This is a genomic window from Kosakonia sp. N21, from assembly GCF_050587465.1.
GTDB lineage: Bacteria > Pseudomonadota > Gammaproteobacteria > Enterobacterales > Enterobacteriaceae.
The window spans coordinates 157876-176890 of sequence record NZ_JBOBHR010000008.1 but is presented as its reverse complement, the minus strand read 5'-3'; the positions used below and the strand labels follow the sequence as shown (position 1 = coordinate 176890).

The window sequence follows — 19015 nt, the reverse complement described above, 5'->3', positions numbered from 1 at the left end:
GCGCTTCCTTAACGTTTCGCCTGCCAGATACGGGTTTGATAATCACGAATCGAGCGATCGGAGCTGAACATACCGCAGCGGGCGGTATTGAGGATCGCCGCACGGGTCCAGGCTTCCTGATCGCGATACAGTGCATCGACGCGTTTTTGCGCTGCCACATAGGCGCTGAAATCCGCCAGCACCAGGTAGGGATCGCCGCCCTGTTTGCCAATACTGTGCAGCATCTGATCAAATGCATGCTTGTCACCGCCGCTGAACTTCCCGCTCTCCAGCGCTTTCAGCACCGCATCCAGTTGCTTGTCTTTCTTGCGCCATTTCAGCGGATCGTAGCCTTTGGCTTTCAGCGCTTTCACCTGTTCAACGGTATGACCGAAGATAAAGATATTCTCTTCGCCAACCTGCTCGGCAATCTCGACGTTCGCGCCGTCCAGCGTCCCGACGGTGAGCGCGCCATTCAGCGCCAGCTTCATGTTGCCGGTACCGGAGGCTTCCTTACCGGCAGTAGAAATCTGCTCGGAGACATCCGCCGCTGGGATCAGTTTTTCCGCCGCCGACACGCAGTAGTCCGGCAGGAACACCACCTTCAGTTTGTCGCCCACTTTCGCGTCGTTGTTGATCACCTCCGCCACTTTGTTAATGGCGTAGATGATGTTTTTCGCCAGGTAGTAACCCGGCGCAGCTTTGGCGCCAAACAGGAATACGCGCGGCACGCGGTCAGCCTTCGGGTTTTCACGGATCTCGTTATACAGCGCAATGATATGCAACAGGCCAAGATGCTGGCGTTTGTACTCGTGAAGACGTTTGATCTGAATATCAAACAGCGCCTGTGGGTTGATCTCAATACCGGTACGGGCTTTGACAAAGGCCGCCAGACGGACTTTGTTCTGCTGTTTGATCTCGCGATATTGCTGGCGGAACGCCGCATCGTCAGCGTATTTCTCAAGATTAATCAGTTGATCAAGATCGTTCGCCCACTCTTTTTTCAGCGTCTTATCCAGCAACGCTGCCAACAAGGGGTTGCACTGCTTGATCCAACGGCGCGGGGTAATGCCGTTGGTCACATTGTGGAATTTACCCGGCCACAACTGGTGGTATTCCGGGAACAGATCTTTGACGACGAGGTCCGAATGCAGCGCCGCTACGCCGTTTACCGCAAAGCCGCCGACCACGCACAAATTCGCCATCCGCACCTGTTTGTGGTGTACCACCGCCAGCTTCGCCCATACCGCCTTGTCGCCAGGCCAGGTCTTCTCGACCAGCACCTTAAACTTGTCGTTGATCTGCTTGATGATCTGCATATGGCGCGGCAGCAGCGCTTTTACCAGGGTTTCATCCCAGCACTCCAGCGCTTCCGGCATCAACGTGTGGTTGGTGTAAGCAAAGGTCCGGCTGGTGATCGCCCAGGCATCATCCCAGCTCAGTTGATGCTCATCGAGCAACACACGCAGCAGTTCCGGGATGGCAATGGTCGGGTGAGTATCGTTCAACTGGATAACTTCAAAATCCGGCAGTTGCGCCAGTTTGCGTCCCGCCAGATGGTGGCGGCGCAGAATATCCGCCACCGAGCAGGCGCACTGAAAATATTGCTGCATCAGGCGCAGTTTTTTCCCGGCCTGGTGGTTGTCATTCGGGTACAGCACCTTGGTGAGTTTTTCCGCGTCGATGCCGGTTTGCTCGGCACGCAAGAAATCACCGTCATTAAATTTGGTCAGATCAAACGGATGAGCATGGGTTGCCTGCCACAGGCGCAACGGTTGCGTCACACTGTTGCGATAGCCAATCACGGGCAGATCCCAGGCTTCGCCAACCAGGGTAAACGCCGGTTGCCACTGCCCCTCTTTGCTGACCTTACCGCCAATACCCACGTGCACATCCAGCTGTTCGTTATGGCTGAACCACGGGTAGCTGCGACGATGCCAGTCATCCGGCGCTTCATGCTGTTGCCCGTCGACAAAAGATTGACGGAACAGACCATACTGGTAATTCAGCCCGTAGCCCGTGGCGGATTGCCCCACCGTCGCCATCGAGTCCAGGAAACAGGCTGCCAGTCGCCCAAGCCCGCCGTTGCCCAACGCCGGATCGATCTCCTCTTCCAGCAGATCGCTAAGATTTATTGCGTGTGCATCCAGCACTGCCGCCACATCCTGATACCACCCCAGATTAAGCAGATTGTTGCCGGTCAGACGACCAATCAAAAACTCCATCGAAATGTAGTTAACATGGCGCTGCTTTTTCGCCGCTTTCGGCGCAGGTTGTGCTGCCAGCAGTTCCGCCAGCGCGCCGCTGACTGCCTGCCACCACTGACGGGTGGTCATTTCCGTTGCAGCCGCCAACCCCAAACGCTGCCACTGGCGCGTGAGGGCCGCTTCAAACTGCGCTTTATCAAACGTTGGCTTTGACATAAAGAATCCGGGTCCTTTTGTGAAATAAATCGACGTTAGCGCTAGTGTGCCAGGCTCAGTTTCTGAGTTCCTCATCCTGCCTGGGATTAGCCGGGGAGGAGTAGCGGGGATGAGCGAAAATTGTGATCGCCGCCACTTAAAGGTAGCGTCTCTTTTGCACATTTTTCAAACAAAAAGCGGTAAATCGCAGCGGAAAAATGTGTAGTGTCGTAACGAAGGGGTAAGAGAATATGAAATGTCGTTTCAGACGAAATTCGTTTTACGCGTGGGCGAAAACCGGCAGAAATTAAATCCATTAAAATCTGCTTTTACCCATTTCACTATTTGTGCGATTTAAGTCCGGCAGGGATAAATATCTTTCCGGGGCGTGGAATGTTAACAAAACACGCCGCATAACTGCCCCGGGCAGCGCGCCAGTTCTGACCCCACGACTTTTGTAACTATTGTTCTTAATTTATTCATTACGGGAATAAAAATGTGACAGGGTGCAAATTCACAATCGTCAGATTTGGACATAACTTGCAATAAATCCACATCTGACCGACCTTATTAGTATTAATTACGAAGCGCAAAAAAAATCAAACCCTCTGTTTGCCTCACAGTGAAGTGATAACTATGTTGATTCCGTCAAAATTAAGTCGTCCGGTTCGTCTCGACCACACGGTGGTGCGTGAACGTTTGCTGGCGAAACTTTCCGGCGCCAACAATTATCGGCTTGCGCTGATCACAAGCCCTGCGGGTTACGGAAAAACAACGCTCATTTCCCAATGGGCGGCCGGTAAAAATGACATTGGCTGGTTCTCGCTGGACGAAGGAGATAACCAGCAAGAGCGTTTTGCCAGTTATTTTGTCGCCGCTATCCAGCAGGCGACAGGCGGTCACTGCGTGAGCAGCGAGGCGATGGCGCAAAAACGCCAGTACGCCAGCCTGGCCTCACTCTTTTCTCAACTGTTCGTTGAGCTAACTGAATGGCAGCGGCCGTTGTATCTGGTAATTGACGATTACCATCTGATAACCAACCCGGTTATCCACGACGCCATGCGTTTCTTCCTGCGCCATCAGCCGGAAAACCTGACGCTGCTGGTGTTGTCACGCAACTTACCTCAGTTAGGAATAGCCAACCTGCGCGTGCGTGAACAGTTGCTGGAAGTGGGCAGTCAGCAACTGGCCTTTACCCACCAGGAAGCCAAACAGTTCTTTGATTGTCGCCTGACGGCGCCTATCGAAGCGGCCGAAAGCGGCCGGTTGTGCGACGACGTTGCCGGTTGGGCCACCGCGCTGCAACTTATCGCCCTTTCCGCCCGGCAAAACCACAGTGCCCCACATCAGTCCGCGCGCCGTTTGTCAGGAATTAACGCCACCCATCTCTCCGACTACCTGGTGGATGAGGTGCTGGATAATGTCGATACCGATACCCGCCAGTTCCTGCTAAAAAGCGCGCTGCTACGCTCAATGAATGATGCACTGATTGTACGGGTGACCGGCGAAGAGAACGGGCAAATGCGCCTGGAGGAGATCGAGCGCCAGGGGCTGTTCCTGCAACGTATGGATGATTCCGGCGAGTGGTTTAGTTATCACCCGTTGTTCGGCAGTTTCCTGCGCCAGCGCTGTCAGTGGGAACTGGCGACCGAGCTGCCGGATATCCACCGCGCGGCGGCGGAAAGCTGGATGGCGCAAGGCTTCCCTAGCGAAGCCATTCATCACGCGCTGGCCGCCGGCGATGGCGTTATGCTGCGGGATATTCTGCTGCATCATGCCTGGGGACTGTTTAACCACAGCGAACTGAGCGTACTGGAAGAGTCGCTGAAAGCGCTGCCATGGAAAAGCCTGCTGGAGAACCCGCGTCTGGTGCTGTTACAGGCCTGGTTGATGCAAAGCCAGCATCGCTATGGCGAAGTGAACATGCTGCTGGCCCGCGCCGAGCAAGAGATGACCACACAAATGGATGCCTCACTGCACGGCGATTTCAATGCCCTGCGTGCTCAGGTCGCCATTAACGACGGCGATCCTGCCGAGGCGGAACGGCTGGCAATGGTCGCACTGGATGAACTGCCGCTGGCGAATTACTACAGCCGTATCGTCGCCACTTCCGTACATGGCGAAGTGCTGCACTGTAAAGGCGAGCTGACCAGTTCGCTGTCGGTGATGCAGCAAACCGAGCAGATGGCCCGCCGCCACGATGTCTGGCATTACGCGCTGTGGAGCCTGATCCAACAAAGCGAAATCCTCTTTGCACAGGGCTTTTTGCAAGCCGCCTGGGAGATGCAGGAGAAAGGGTTTACGCTGATCCGCGAACAGCACCTCGAACAACTGCCGATGCACGAGTTCTTGTTACGCATTCGCGCGCAATTACTCTGGGCATGGGCGCGGCTGGATGAATCAGAAGCCGCAGCACGCCAGGGGCTGGAAGTCCTGGCGGCATTGCAGCCGCAACAGCAACTGCAATGCCTGGCGCTGGTGGTGCAAAACTCACTGGCGCGCGGCGATCTGGATAATGCCCGCAGCCATTTGCACCGGCTGGAAAACCTGCTTGGCAACGGTCAGTACCACAGCGACTGGGTGTCGAACGCCGATAAAGTCCGGGTTATTTACTGGCAAATGACCAATGACAAGAAAGCCGCTGCGCAGTGGCTGCGCCAGACGCCGAAACCCGAGTTCGCCAATAACCATTTCCTGCAAAGCCAGTGGCGCAACATCGCCCGCGCGCAGATCCTGCTGGGGGATTTCGATCCGGCGGAAATGGTGCTGGAAGAGTTGAACGAAAATGCGCGCAGTCTGCGACTGATGAGCGACATCAACCGCAATCTGCTGTTGCTTAACCAGCTTTACTGGCAGGCCGGGCGTAAAAATGATGCCCAGCGCGTGCTGCTGGAAGCCTTGCAACTGGCTAACCGCACGGGTTTCATCAGTCACTTTGTGATTGAAGGCGAAGCGATGGCGCAGCAGTTGCGCCAGTTAATTCAGCTCAATACGCTACCGGAGCTGGATCAACACCGCGCCCAGCGTATTCTGCGCGAGATAAACCAGCACCACCGACATAAATTCGCCCATTTCGATGAGGGTTTTGTTGAGCGGCTGCTGACCCACCCGGAAGTGCCGGAACTGATCCGCACCAGCCCGTTAACCCAGCGGGAGTGGCAGGTACTGGGGCTTATCTACTCCGGTTACAGCAACGAACAGATTGCCGGGGAGCTGGCTGTCGCCGCGACCACCATCAAAACCCATATCCGCAATCTCTACCAAAAACTCGGCGTTGCTCACCGTCAGGATGCGGTTCAGCACGCGCAGCAGTTATTGAAAATCATGGGGTATGGCGTCTGACGGCAGCGTGATGCCGTCAGACGTTGCTCCCTGTCAGCACAGCTCAAGCTGAATATTGCTGTTGGCAATCACTTTCATCACGCCCGCAGGCGGCATGATATCGGTGTAGACCGCATCCACCATGCTGATGCTGCCCATATTGACCATCGCGTTGCGACCAAATTTCGAGTGATCGACCACCAGCATAACGTGGCGCGAGTTTTCGATAATCGCGCGTTTGGTGCGCACTTCATGGTAATCAAACTCCAGCAACGAACCGTCGGCATCAATGCCGCTGATGCCGAGGATGCCAAAGTCGAGACGGAACTGGGAGATAAAATCGAGAGTCGCTTCCCCGACAATTCCACCATCGCGGCTGCGCAGCTCTCCTCCCGCGAGAATCACGCGAAAGTCATCTTTCTTCATTAAGGTATTGGCGACGTTCAGGTTGTTGGTCACCACGCGCAAGTCGCTGTGATCGAGCAGCGCATGGGCTACCGCTTCCGGTGTGGTGCCGATATCAATAAACAGCGTTGCGCCGTTGGGGATCTGCTCCGCGACTTTACGGGCAATACGCTCTTTTTCCGCGGTCTGCGTCGATTTACGATCGTGCCAGGGGGTATTCACCGAACTGGACGGCAACGCCGCGCCGCCGTGATGGCGCAAAATCTTATTTTGATCGGCCAGGTCGTTCAGATCGCGACGAATAGTCTGCGGGCTAACGGAAAACTGTTCGACCAGCTCTTCGGTACTGACATATCCCTGTTGTTTAACCAGTTCAATAATCGCGTCATGACGCTGTGTTTGTTTCATGAATTGTCCCTGAAGAATTATGTTCGTTTTCGCACATTCTGTGAGTCGACCAGCGCCATTGCCAGCCCAATCAGCAGGCCGGCGGTATGCGCGCCGCTGGCGATGGCGAAGCCCGTCAGGCCAAACCATTCCGCCACCATCAATGCCACCGTAAAGATAAACAGCCCATTAGGCAGGGCGACCTGCGGTTGCGGATCGCGCACGCCGTGCAGCCAGACATAGCCAATCAGCGCATAGACCACGCCGGATAAACCGCCAAACCACGGTCCGGTTAGCTGATGCTGGACAAAACCGCTCAACAGCGCGCTGATCACGGTGATCACCAGCAGTTTTCCACTGCCCAGCCGCTTTTCCACCGCGCCGCCAAGATACCACCACCAGAAGAGGTTGAAGATGATGTGTACCAGGGAAAAATGCATTACCGCATGGGCGAAATAGCGCCATACCTCAAACTGCACGCTGGCATCCCACGGCCAGGCCAGCCACATCATCACCGTTTGGTCGCCAACGATGTTCATCAATACAAACACAAATATGCAAAGCGCGGAAATGATCAGCGTTAAGGGACCGCCCCGTTCACGTATTGCCGCCATCAACGGGAAACGGCGGTAATGCAGGCCGCTGCCGGTTTGCCCGGATTGCCAGCTCGCCGCGAGATACCGGGGATCGGTGGGATTTTCAATAAAACGCGCAAGCTCTGTTCGCACGCGCTCAAGCTGGCTCTCATCCGCCAGCCAGATGTCGCTTTGCGCATGGTGCTGAATGGTCAGGATCACACCCTGGGTCTGCATATAATCAACAAACGCCTGGGCGACGCGAGGGTTAGCAAAAGAGGTAATCATCAACATGACAGGCGTCGCTTAATCCGTACAAAGAGAGACAGTATAGTGGCCTAAAGCGTGCCGTGGGCCACTTCAGCCGGGAAATGGCGATGCCAGGCATCGAAACCACCGTCGACACTGTAAACCTGATCGTAACCCTGTTGCAGCAGATATTGCGCCGCGCCTTTACTGCTGTTGCCGTGGTAGCACATCACCATCACCGGCGTATCAAAGTCGTTTTCGCGCATAAACGCGCCCAGCGTGTCGTTGGTCAGGTGAAACGCACCCGGCGTATGGCCCATGGCAAAGCTTTGCGGATCGCGGATATCCACCAGCACCGCCTGTTGCTGATGCAGTTTTTGATGGGTTTCTTCTACGTTAATGCACTCAAAGTTTTCCATGGCTTTCTCTTAATTGACACAGGGAATGGCTATTCTCCTGCCAAGTGTACGTCGTGACGGCAGGTAAACGCCATTATGTTATGCATATCACTCTAAATTGTTTTTTTGATGTTACTAATGGCGCGTTCATTTGCTATCATGAGCGATATCGAACATTTTTGAGCTTTAACGAAAGTGCATGAGGGTAGCATGGAAACCAAAGATCTGATTGTGATAGGCGGGGGCATCAACGGTGCCGGTATCGCGGCAGACGCCGCAGGGCGGGGTTTGTCCGTGCTAATGCTGGAAGCTCAGGATTTAGCCTGCGCCACCTCCAGCGCCAGCTCCAAATTGATCCACGGCGGGCTGCGCTACCTTGAACACTATGAATTCCGCCTGGTGAGCGAAGCGCTCGCCGAACGCGAAGTGCTGTTGAAAATGGCGCCGCATATCGCGTTTCCGATGCGTTTCCGCCTGCCGCACCGCCCGCATTTGCGTCCGGCGTGGATGATCCGCATTGGTCTGTTTATGTACGATCACCTGGGCAAACGCACCAGTCTGCCATCATCCACGGGTTTGCGTTTTGGCGCAGAATCGGTACTCAAACCGGAAATCGTGCGCGGTTTCGAATATTCTGACTGCTGGGTTGACGATGCGCGACTGGTTCTTGCCAATGCGCAGATGGTTGAGCGTAAAGGCGGCGACGTGTTAACCCGCACCCGCGCCACCCGTGCGCGTCGCGAAAATGGAATGTGGATTGTCGAAGCGGAAGATATCGACACCGGGGAAAAATATAGCTGGCAGGCGCGCGGTCTGGTGAACGCGACAGGGCCGTGGGTGAAACAGTTCTTTGATGACGGGATGCACCTGCCGTCACCGTACGGTATTCGCCTGATCAAAGGCAGTCACATTGTGGTGCCGCGCGTGCACTCGCAGAAGCAGGCTTATATTCTGCAAAACGAAGACAAACGCATTGTGTTTGTTATTCCGTGGATGGATGAGTTCTCCATTATCGGCACCACCGACGTCGAATATAAAGGCGATCCGAAAAACGTGGAGATCGAAGAGAGCGAGATCAACTACTTGCTGAAAGTGTATAACGCACACTTCAGGAAACAGCTGAGCCGCGAAGATATCGCCTGGACATACTCCGGCGTACGCCCGCTGTGCGACGACGAATCCGACTCACCGCAGGCCATCACGCGCGACTACACGCTGGATATCCATGATGATAACGGCAAGGCGCCGTTGTTGTCGGTCTTTGGCGGTAAGCTCACGACCTACCGTAAGCTGGCCGAGCATGCGCTGGAAAAACTGACGCCCTATTACACTGGCATTGGCCCGGCCTGGACCAAAAACTGCGTTCTGCCAGGTGGGGAGATCGCTGGCGATCGTGATGATTTTGCGGCCAAATTGCGTCGCCGCTACCCCTTTATCAGCGAGTCGCTGGCGCGCCATTTCGCCCGTACATACGGCAGCAACAGCGATCTTATTCTCGCGAATGCCAGCACTCTTGAAGACCTGGGCGAGCATTTTGGTCACGAGTTATATGAGGCGGAACTGCGCTACCTGGTTGAACATGAATGGGTTAAGCGCCTGGATGACGCCATCTGGCGTCGTACCAAACTCGGGATGTGGTTAAATGCGGAAGAGCAATCCCGCGTTGCACAGTGGTTAGCCCATCATCAGAAAGACGAGCTGTCGTTAGCCTCGTAACCGTCATCATGCAGGATGGCAACTACGCGTATCCGGCCTGCGGGCCGGATTTGCGCAGCGCCATCCTGACGTTCGACTACAAACGCACCGGTTTGATATGCCAGATATTCTCCGCATATTCGAGGATGGTGCGATCAGACGAGAAATAGCCCATATTGGCGATGTTATGCATCGCTCGCATCGCCCACTCTTCCGGATGCTGATACAACGCATCCACTTTGTCCTGGCAGTCAACATAGCTACGGTAATCCGCCAGCACCTGATAGTGGTCGCCAAAGTTAATGAGCGAATCCACCAGATCGCGGTATCGACCCGGCTCCTGCGGGCTGAAAAGACCGGTGGCGATTTGCGTCAGCACCTGGTGCAACTCTTCATCTTTTTCGTAGTATTCACGCGGTTTGTAACCCTTACGACGCAGCGCTTCCACTTCATCTGCGGTGTTGCCGAAGATAAAGATATTTTCCTCGCCGACATGCTCGAGCATTTCCACGTTCGCCCCGTCCAGCGTCCCGATAGTCAGCGCCCCGTTCAGCGCAAACTTCATGTTGCTGGTGCCGGACGCTTCCGTACCCGCCAGCGAGATCTGCTCTGACAGATCCGCCGCCGGAATGATCATCTGCGCCAGACTCACGCTGTAGTTAGGGATAAACACCACTTTCAGCTTATCGCCAATCACCGGATCGTTATTGATCACCTGCGCAACATCATTGATCAGATGGATAATGTGCTTCGCCATGTAATACGCCGACGCCGCTTTACCGGCAAAGATATTCACCCTCGGCACCCACTCTGCCGTTGGGTCAGCCTTGATGCGGTTATAACGGGTGATCACGTGCAGCACATTCATCAACTGGCGCTTATATTCGTGAATACGCTTGATCTGCACATCGAATAACGCCTTCGGGTTCACCACCACATTCAACTGCTGGGCTATCACATTTGCCAGCCGCTTTTTATTCTCCAGCTTGGCCTGACGCACGGCCTGATTCACCGTCGGATAGTCAACATGCTGCTCCAGCTCACTCAACTGACTCAGGTCGGTACGCCAGGTGCGGCCGATATTTTCATCCAGCACGTCCGAGAGCGACGGGTTCGCCAGCGCCAGCCAGCGACGCGGCGTCACGCCGTTGGTGACGTTGAGAAAACGCATCGGGAATATTTCGGCAAAATCGGCAAACAGCGACTGCACCATCAGGTTAGAGTGCAGCTCAGAAACGCCATTCACTTTATGGCTGACCACCACTGCCAGCCAGGCCATACGCACACGACGCCCGCTGGCTTCATCGATAATCGATGTCCGGCCCAGCAGCTCAATATCGTCAGGATGCTGCTCCTGTACCGTTTTCAGGAAATAGTCATTAATTTCAAAGATGATTTGCAAATGGCGCGGCAAAATTTTACCGAGCATTTCCACCGGCCAGGTCTCCAGCGCCTCACTCATCAAGGTATGGTTGGTATAAGAGAACACCTGGCAGGTCACTTCAAACGCGTCGTCCCATTCAAACTTATGTTCGTCAATCAACAGGCGCATCAGTTCCGGGATAGACAACACCGGGTGCGTGTCATTGAGGTGAATGGCGATCTTATCCGCCAGATTGTCATACGTCTGATGCAACTGATAATGACGGCTCAGGATGTCCTGGACCGTTGCCGAGACAAGGAAATACTCCTGACGTAAACGCAATTCACGCCCGGAATAGGTCGAGTCATCCGGATAGAGCACGCGCGAAACGTTTTCGGAATGGTTTTTATCCTCTACCGCCGCGAAGTAATCCCCCTGGTTGAATTTACCCAGGTTGATCTCGCTACTGGCTTGCGCATTCCACAGGCGCAGCGTATTGGTCGCGTCGGTGTCATAGCCGGGGATGATCTGGTCATAGGCCACCGCGAGGATCTCTTCGGTTTCAACCCAGCGGCTCTTTCTTCCCTCCTGCTGAATACGGCCGCCAAAGCGCACTTTGTAGCGGGTATTGTGGCGCTTGAACTCCCACGGGTTACCGTATTCCAGCCAGTAATCGGGAGACTCTTTTTGCCGCCCGTCGACAATGTTCTGTTTAAACATGCCGTAGTCATAGCGGATGCCATAGCCGCGCCCCGGTAAGCCCAGCGTCGCCAGCGAATCGAGGAAGCAGGCCGCCAGTCGCCCGAGGCCGCCATTGCCGAGGCCCGGGTCGTTCTCTTCATCGATCAGCTCTTCGAGATCCAGCCCCATCTCCTCCAGCGCATTTTTCACGTCGTCATAAATGCCCAGCGAGAGCAGTGCGTTGGAGAGCGTGCGGCCAATCAGGAATTCCATCGATAAATAGTAAACCTGACGCACCTCCTGAGAGAGCTGTGCACGGGTGGAGCGCAGCCAGCGTTCCACCAGTCTGTCGCGCACGGCAAACAGCGTGGCGTTCAGCCATTCATGCTTGTTAGCGATAACCGGATCTTTACCGACGGTGAACATGAGTTTGTAGGCAATCGAGTGTTTTAATGCCTCAATACTTAATGTCGGTGCTGCATAAGTAAAAGGTGCATTCATAAGCGTGATTCCTGGAAAGCTATTTCAACCGAAAATAAAGATCGCGGTACGACTGCGCTGCGACCTGCCAGCTAAAATCCATGGCCATTGCCTGCCGCTGGACAAAGCGCCAGAGCGAAGGCCGGGACCACAACACGAAAGCCCGTCTGATGGCTCTTAACAACGCCCAGGCATTACTGTCTTCAAAAACAAAACCGCTGGCGATGCCATCGGCCAGGTTTTCCAGCGAACTGTCGGATACGGTATCCGCCAGCCCTCCGGTGCGACGCACCAGCGGTAACGTCCCATACTTCAGGCCATACAGTTGCGTTAAACCGCATGGCTCAAAACGACTCGGCACCAGAATCACATCTGCGCCACCCATAATGCGATGCGAGAAGGCCTCGTGATAACCAATCTGTACGCCGACCTGCCCGGAGTGTTCGGCAGCGGCGGCCAGGAACCCTTCCTGCAACACCGGATCGCCTGCGCCGAGCAGCGCCAGTTGCCCGCCCTGCTCAAGTAACCCCGGTAGCGCCTCCAGCACCAAATCGAGGCCTTTCTGGCTGGTCAACCGACTGACCACCGCAAACAGCGGGACTTTATCGTTAACCTTCAGCCCCATGGCGATTTGTAGCTGGCGTTTGTTCTCCGCCTTCTCTTCCAGCGTATCCCGCGTGTACCGCGCGCCAAGCAACAGATCGGTGGACGGGTCCCAAATTTTTTCATCCACGCCGTTGAGTATGCCGCTCAACCGCCCTTCAAGCTGCCGCTGACGCAGCAGGCCTTCCATGCCATACGCATATTGCGGTTCAGTGATCTCCCGGGCGTAGGTCGGGCTAACGGCAGTAATATGATCGGCATAATATAATCCCGCCTTTAGAAACGAGATCTGACCGTTAAATTCCAGACCATGCATGTTAAAGAACGACCATGGCAATTGGATGTCATTCATATGGTGTGCATAAAACATGCCTTGATAGGCGAGGTTATGCACGGTAAAGACCGATTTCGCCGGACGCCCGCTTGCAGCAAGGTACGCGGGAACCAGGCCTGCATGCCAGTCGTGAGCATGCACCACATCCGGGCGCCAGAATGGATCAAGCCCGGTGGCCATTTCGCTTCCCACCCAGCCCAGCAGGGCGAAACGCAGCACGTTGTCAGGGTAAGCAAACTGGTTCGTGTCGTGGTAAGGGCTACCGGGACGTTCGTAAAGATGCGGCGCGTCGATCAAGTATATTCCCACACCGTCGAAATGCCCGAACAGCAGCGTAATACGCCCGGCGAAGGTGTCCCGACGGGACACCACCTGTGCATCGGTCACACCCCGTCGAATATCGGGGAAAGCGGGCAGCAATACGCGGGTATCAACACCACCGGCAATCTGCGCCGCAGGCAATGCGCCAATCACGTCCGCCAGACCTCCGGTCTTCAGCAACGGAAACATCTCAGAACATACATGTAAAACCTGCATTATCGCTCCTGTTCAAAACCACCCGGTTAGCGAAGCCGTGAGTGGGAAAACAGCGCGCGGACCCCTTCCGCGCAAGGTTAAAATGAATGCTTTCAGGCTTTCAGTTTGCGTAACATTTCACGCGTAACCAGCACAATCCCTTCTTCTGAGCGGTAAAAGCGGCGGGCATCTTCCTCAGCGTTTTCGCCAATCACGGTGCCTTCCGGGATTTCACAAGCTCTATCGATAATGCAGCGGCGCAGCCGACAGGAGCGCCCAACCCAAACATCAGGCAGCAGCACAGCCGAGTCGATATTGCAGAACGAATTCACACGCACGCGATTGAACAACACCGACTGCACGACCACCGACCCGGAAATGACACAACCACCAGCCACCAACGAATTCAACGTCATGCCATGGCTACCCGAACGGTCCTGCACGAATTTCGCGGGGGGAAGAGATTCATTATAGGTACGGATTGGCCAGCTTTGATCGTACATGTCCAGTTCCGGTACCACCGAGGCCAAATCAAGGTTCGCTTTCCAGTAAGCCTCCAGCGTTCCCACATCCCGCCAGTAGGGCTCAGAATCCGGGTCAGACTGCACACAGGAGAGCGGAAACGGATGCGCATACGCCATGCCAGCCTTCACGATCTGCGGGAGGATATCTTTGCCAAAATCATGGCTTGAGTTTTCGTCTTTATCATCCAGTTCCAGCAAGCCGTACAGATACTCCGCATCGAAAATGTAGATGCCCATACTGGCCAGTGCTTTGCTGTCATCGCCAGGCATGCTGGGGGGGTGCGCGGGTTTCTCGACGAAGTCGACCACTTTGTCCTGCTCATCAACGGCCATCACGCCGAACGCGGTGGCTTCATGAACAGGCACCGGCAAACAGGCAACAGTGCAGCGCGCCCCTTTCTCGACATGGTCGATGAGCATGCGCGAATAGTCCTGCTTGTAGATATGGTCTCCCGCCAGAATGACGATGTATTCCGCACCGTAGCGGCGAATGATATCGAGGTTCTGCGTCACCGCATCCGCCGTGCCGCGGTACCAGTGTTCTCCGTGCACGCGCTGTTGAGCAGGCAGCAGATCGACAAACTCGTTCATCTCTTCGTTGAAAAAGGCCCAGCCGCGCTGGATGTGCTGCACCAGCGTGTGGGACTGATATTGCGTGATGACGCCAATGCGGCGAATACCGGAGTTAATGCAGTTAGACAGGGCGAAGTCGATAATGCGGAATTTACCGCCGAAGTGCACCGCGGGTTTGGCGCGCTTGTTGGTTAAATCTTTCAGGCGCGTCCCGCGCCCTCCTGCCAGGATCAGGGCGACAGACTTTAATGGCAGCTGACGGGCCAACATTGTAGGGTCGTTCTTTTCTAATCTCACCATGACTGACTCCATTTTTATGACCGCTGAAATACACACACTCCGTGTGCTGGCCCATGCCAGACAGCCATTACGACCGGGTTGTCCTCTCCGGCAAAGGGAGGAATGGCGCGCCACTCCCCTTCGGGCAATACGATTTCCGCGACTTCAGGCGTGGCGTTAATGGCGATCAGCACATTGCCTGACAGCAGAATTTGTAAACGCTGGATCCCCTGTTGCCACTCCTGCGTACTGAGCGGCGCTCCTTCGTTGTTTAACCAGACGACATGACCGTCGCCCTCCTCCCACCATGTATCGCGGGTCAATGCCGGGATTTGCTGACGCAGGTGGATCAACGCAGCGGTAAACGCAACCAGACCGCTATCGGCTTGCGTCCAGTCGAGCCATGTCAGCGCATTGTCCTGACAGTAAGCATTATTGTTGCCGTGCTGGCTGTGGCCCTGTTCGTCGCCTGCCAGCAGCATTGGCGTGCCTTGCGACAACAGCAGCGTCGTCAACAACGCATGCAAGCTGGCGCGTCGCCGTTCAATCACATCCAGAGTGCCGCCTAATCCCTCAACACCGTGGTTGTTGCTGTGGTTATTATTTGTGCCATCGCGATTGTCTTCACCGTTAGCTTCGTTGTGCTTATGGTTGAAACTGACGCAATCCCGCAGCGTAAAACCATCATGGGCGGTGATCAGGTTGACCGATGCTGAGGGCAAGCGGCCACCGCGTTTAAAGACGTCGCTGGAGGCAGCAAAACGCCCGGCAAACTCCCCGATGGAAAGGGATGCTTCAAGCCAGAAGCGGCGCATCGCATCGCGGAAATGGTCGTTCCACTCAGCAAAGGGCGCGGGATAGTTGCCAACCTGGTAGCCACCAGGACCAATATCCCAGGGTTCAGCGATCAATTTCAGGTCGCGTAATACAGGATCGTTATTGATCGCCGTAAATAGCGGTGCCTGCTGGCTGAACGCTGGCGTGCGTCCCATCACCGATGCGAGATCAAATCGAAAACCATCCACATGGAACGTCTCCACCCAGTAACGCAGGCAGGCGTGGGCATACTCCACCACGCCAGGGTTGCTCAGGTTCAGCGTATTGCCGCAGCCGGTCCAGTTGTGATAATCGCCATCCTCTCTGATCCAATAATAGCTACGGTTATCAATTCCGCGCAGGGAGAGGGTCGGTCCGTCGAGATCGATTTCAGCGGTGTGGTTAAGCACGATATCGAGGATCACTTCGATCCCGGCCTGATGCAGCGCTTTCACCGCCTCGCGAAATTCAGCAATGGCCAGCTCCGGCGCACTGGCATAACGCGGATTCAACGCAAACAACGCCAGCGGGTTATAGCCCCAGTAGTTACTTAATCCCAACCGCTGCAAACGCGGCTCGCTGGTGAAGTGGGCAACCGGCATCAGCTCCAGCGTGGTAATGCCAAGATGTTTAAACCAGTTGATCATCACCGGATGCCCCAGCGCCTTGTAGGTGCCGCGAATGGATTGCGGAATGTCGGGATGCAGCCAGGTCAGTCCCTTAACGTGCGCTTCATAAATAACGGTGTTACCCCAGGGAATACGCGGCGGGGCATCGTGCTCCCAGTCGAAGACCTCATGTACCACGACGCTGCGCGGGGCAATGGCGGCATTGTCGTGTGGGTCAGGCTGGTCATAACCGCCATGGAGTAGCGAGCTATCAGGCACGTCGCCTTCCACGCGCTGCGCGCAAGGATCGAGTAATAATTTCGCCGGGTTGAAACGGTGCCCCTGCGCAGGGTCCCAAGGGCCATGCACCCGGTAGCCGTAATGCAGGCCAGCCCGACCGCCTTCCAGAAAACCGTGCCAGACATCCCCGGTACGGCCAGGCAGATCAACGCGCTGCTCATTGCCTTCGTCGTCAAACAGGCACAGTTCGACGCGCTCAGCATGGGCGGAGAAGAGCGTAAAATTGACGCCATCATCCCGTAGATGCGCACCGGGCGGCGTGGCGTTACCGGCTGCCAGTTTCGTCATTCCCCCTCCCGGACCAGCCAGATGGTGCCCAGCGGCGGCAATGTCAGTAACAGCGAGTGTTCATGCCCACGATTGGCGATCGCATCGCTGTGCAACACGCCGCCGTTGCCGGTGTTGCTGCCGTGGTAGTGCATGGAGTCGCTGTTCAGCTCTTCACGCCAGCGCCCAGGTTGATTAATACCCACACGGTAATCGTAGCGCGGTACGGGCGTGAAATTGCTGGCAACAATGATTTCATTACCCTGCTTATCACGGCGCACAAAGACAAATACCGAGGCTTCATGATCGTCCACCACCAGCCACTCAAAACCGTAGGGATCAAAATCCAGCTCATGCAGCGCTTTATGATGGCGGTAGGCGTGGTTCATATCGCGCACCAGCCGCTGAACACCGTGGTGCCAGTTATCGCCGCCCTCCAGCAAATGCCAGTCAAGGCTACCATCGTGATTCCACTCGCGCCCCTGGGCGAACTCGTTCCCCATAAAAATCAGTTTCTTGCCGGGGAAGGCCCACATCCAGGCGTAGTAGGCGCGCAGGTTGGCGAACTTCTGCCAGGCATCGCCGGGCATCCTGTCGAGGATGGATTTCTTGCCATGCACCACTTCGTCATGCGAGAGCGGCAGAATAAAGTTTTCGGTGTAGTTATAGAGCATGCCGAAAGTGAGTTTGTCGTGGTGGTACTTGCGGTACACCGGATCAAGCTTCATATAATCCAGCGTGTCGTGCATCCAACCCAGATTCCACTTGAACCAAAAACCCAGCCCCCCCATCGAAGCCGGGCGTGACACGCCAGCAAAATCGGTCGACTCTTCCGCCATACTGACCGCCCCCGGAGTCTGCTCACCGAGGATGCGGTTGGTATTGCGTAAAAACTCGATTGCCTCGAGATTTTCGCGCCCGCCATATTCATTGGGGATCCACTCCCCTTCTTTGCGGCTGTAATCGCGGTAAATCATCGACGCCACCGCATCAACACGCAGCGCATCAATGCCAAAGCGTTCGATCCAGTACAGCGCATTACCGACCAGGTAGTTGCTGACTTCCCGGCGGCCGTAGTTGTAGATCAACGTGTTCCAGTCCTGGTGATAACCTTCACGCGGATCGTTATGTTCGTAAAGTTTGGTGCCGTCGAAATCCGCCAGGCCAAAATCATCAGAGGGGAAATGGCCCGGAACCCAGTCGAGAATGACGCTCAACCCGGCAGCATGTGCGGTATGGATAAAATGCAGGAAGTCATCGCGGGTGCCGAAACGGCGAGTCGGCGCATAAAGCCCGGTTGGCTGATAGCCCCAGCTCCCATCGAAGGGGTGTTCGTTAACCGGCATCAGCTCCAGATGAGTGAATCCCATCCATTTGGCGTAGGGCACCAGTTGATCCGCCAATTCCCGGTAACTCAGCCAGAAATTATTGTCGGTATGTCGGCGCCAGGAACCCAGGTGCACTTCATAGATAGAGATGGGGGCATCAAACTGATTCGCTTTTTTGCGCTCTTCACTCTGTGTTTTCTTGCCTGGCAGGCCGCAAATCAGCGATGCGCTGTCCGGGCGCATCTGGGATTCAAACGCGTAAGGATCGGCTTTGATCCGCAGTTTGCCGTGCGCATCAATCATCTCAAATTTATACAGCTGCCCGTTCAGCGCACCGGGGATAAACAGCTCCCAGATCCCGCTTTCACGACGCAGGCGCATGGGGTGGCGGCGACCATCCCAGTAGTTAAACTGCCCGACCACGGAGACACGCTGCGCATTCGGCGCCCAGACGGAAAACCGCGTTCCCACCACGCCATCCATCGTATCGGCATGCGCGCCAAGCGTTTCGTACGGTCGCATATGCGTGCCTTCACTCAACAGCCAGGCATCAACATCCTGCAACAGAGGCCCGAAACGATAGGGGTCATCAATCAGGTTCTCCTGTCCGTGCCAGACAACAGCAAACTGGTAATAGAAAGGATTTTTGCGGCGCTGCATCACACCGCAGAAAAAGCCACGGGAGTCGAGGCACTCCAGTTTGCCGACTTTGCGTCCGGTTTTCGGCTCGATAACCCAGACTTCGGTGGCATCGGGCAACAGGGCGCGAACCTCAAGGCCTGCGTCGGTGGAATGCATTCCCAATACGGAAAAAGGATCGGCAAAATGACCGGCAATTAGCGCGTCAATCACATCTTTATCAACATCAACGGACATGGTTCTCATCCTGTTGTAGTGGTATCGCACCTTCCACCGTGGTTACGTCCGGTTGC

11 protein-coding genes are annotated in these 19015 nt (G+C 55.4%); 2 read left to right on the top strand and 9 right to left on the bottom strand.

The genetic code is table 11. From position 1 onward, the window contains the following. Window positions 1–8: 8 nt before the first annotated feature. Entirely contained in the window at window positions 9–2402 is a 2394-nt protein-coding gene (gene malP / locus ACQ3G7_RS19140; protein ID WP_430891253.1) for a maltodextrin phosphorylase, read from the bottom strand. 615 nt (window positions 2403–3017) lie between these two features. On the opposite strand from malP, the gene malT reads away from it, so the two are divergent. Then, window positions 3018–5723 (top strand): HTH-type transcriptional regulator MalT, encoded by a 2706-nt coding sequence (gene malT, locus ACQ3G7_RS19135; protein ID WP_430891251.1) that lies wholly within the window; start codon window positions 3018–3020, stop codon window positions 5721–5723. A 33-nt stretch (window positions 5724–5756) separates the two neighbouring features. On the opposite strand, the gene ACQ3G7_RS19130 is transcribed toward malT, so the two are convergent. Genes ACQ3G7_RS19130 through glpE form a run of 3 tightly spaced genes read right to left on the bottom strand, consistent with a single transcriptional unit; the run spans window position 5757 to window position 7737 of the window. Next, window positions 5757–6515, bottom strand: a complete 759-nt coding sequence (locus tag ACQ3G7_RS19130; RefSeq protein WP_263099018.1) for a DeoR/GlpR family transcriptional regulator — start codon at window positions 6513–6515, stop codon at window positions 5757–5759. Between the two features lie 17 nt (window positions 6516–6532). Next, window positions 6533–7363 carry a rhomboid family intramembrane serine protease GlpG gene (gene glpG / locus ACQ3G7_RS19125; protein ID WP_430891249.1) on the bottom strand — a complete coding sequence of 277 codons (831 nt, stop codon included), beginning with the start codon at window positions 7361–7363 and terminating at the stop codon, window positions 6533–6535. Between the two features lie 44 nt (window positions 7364–7407). Next, on the bottom strand, window positions 7408–7737 hold the full coding sequence (gene glpE / locus ACQ3G7_RS19120) for a thiosulfate sulfurtransferase GlpE (protein WP_263099016.1): 330 nt from the start codon (window positions 7735–7737) through the stop codon (window positions 7408–7410). 189 nt (window positions 7738–7926) lie between these two features. Between glpE and glpD the strand changes: the two genes are divergently transcribed. Further along, window positions 7927–9432, top strand: a complete 1506-nt coding sequence (gene glpD, locus ACQ3G7_RS19115) for a glycerol-3-phosphate dehydrogenase (RefSeq protein WP_430891247.1) — start codon at window positions 7927–7929, stop codon at window positions 9430–9432. A 76-nt stretch (window positions 9433–9508) separates the two neighbouring features. On the opposite strand, the gene glgP is transcribed toward glpD, so the two are convergent. The 5 genes from glgP to glgB form a co-directional block, all read right to left on the bottom strand. Next, window positions 9509–11956, bottom strand: a complete 2448-nt coding sequence (gene glgP / locus ACQ3G7_RS19110) for a glycogen phosphorylase (RefSeq protein ID WP_263099014.1) — start codon at window positions 11954–11956, stop codon at window positions 9509–9511. 19 nt (window positions 11957–11975) lie between these two features. Continuing rightward, the gene (gene glgA / locus ACQ3G7_RS19105) at window positions 11976–13409 is read right to left on the bottom strand and encodes a glycogen synthase GlgA (RefSeq protein WP_263099013.1); all 1434 of its coding nucleotides are present in this window, start codon (window positions 13407–13409) and stop codon (window positions 11976–11978) included. 92 nt (window positions 13410–13501) lie between these two features. After that, window positions 13502–14785: a glucose-1-phosphate adenylyltransferase gene (gene glgC, locus ACQ3G7_RS19100; protein ID WP_430891244.1), complete on the bottom strand. Its 1284-nt coding sequence runs from the start codon at window positions 14783–14785 to the stop codon at window positions 13502–13504. Between the two features lie 14 nt (window positions 14786–14799). After that, complete coding sequence (gene glgX, locus ACQ3G7_RS19095; protein WP_430891242.1) at window positions 14800–16776, bottom strand: glycogen debranching protein GlgX; 1977 nt, start codon at window positions 16774–16776, stop codon at window positions 14800–14802. After that, window positions 16773–18959, bottom strand: coding sequence for a 1,4-alpha-glucan branching enzyme (gene glgB, locus ACQ3G7_RS19090; protein ID WP_430891240.1), 2187 nt, complete (start codon window positions 18957–18959; stop codon window positions 16773–16775). The genes glgX and glgB overlap by 4 nt, the downstream gene beginning before the upstream one ends. Between the last annotated feature and the right edge of the window lie 56 nt (window positions 18960–19015).

What these genes read in the sequence shown, in the direction of transcription:
- malP (WP_430891253.1), bottom strand. Translation starts at nt 2,402, where the DNA reads ATGTCAAAGCCAACGTTTGATAAAGCGCAGTTTGAAGCGGCCCTCACG.
- malT (WP_430891251.1), top strand. Translation starts at nt 3,018, where the DNA reads ATGTTGATTCCGTCAAAATTAAGTCGTCCGGTTCGTCTCGACCACACG.
- ACQ3G7_RS19130 (WP_263099018.1), bottom strand. Translation starts at nt 6,515, where the DNA reads ATGAAACAAACACAGCGTCATGACGCGATTATTGAACTGGTTAAACAA.
- glpG (WP_430891249.1), bottom strand. Translation starts at nt 7,363, where the DNA reads ATGTTGATGATTACCTCTTTTGCTAACCCTCGCGTCGCCCAGGCGTTT.
- glpE (WP_263099016.1), bottom strand. Translation starts at nt 7,737, where the DNA reads ATGGAAAACTTTGAGTGCATTAACGTAGAAGAAACCCATCAAAAACTG.
- glpD (WP_430891247.1), top strand. Translation starts at nt 7,927, where the DNA reads ATGGAAACCAAAGATCTGATTGTGATAGGCGGGGGCATCAACGGTGCC.
- glgP (WP_263099014.1), bottom strand. Translation starts at nt 11,956, where the DNA reads ATGAATGCACCTTTTACTTATGCAGCACCGACATTAAGTATTGAGGCA.
- glgA (WP_263099013.1), bottom strand. Translation starts at nt 13,409, where the DNA reads ATGCAGGTTTTACATGTATGTTCTGAGATGTTTCCGTTGCTGAAGACC.
- glgC (WP_430891244.1), bottom strand. Translation starts at nt 14,785, where the DNA reads ATGGTGAGATTAGAAAAGAACGACCCTACAATGTTGGCCCGTCAGCTG.
- glgX (WP_430891242.1), bottom strand. Translation starts at nt 16,776, where the DNA reads ATGACGAAACTGGCAGCCGGTAACGCCACGCCGCCCGGTGCGCATCTA.
- glgB (WP_430891240.1), bottom strand. Translation starts at nt 18,959, where the DNA reads ATGTCCGTTGATGTTGATAAAGATGTGATTGACGCGCTAATTGCCGGT.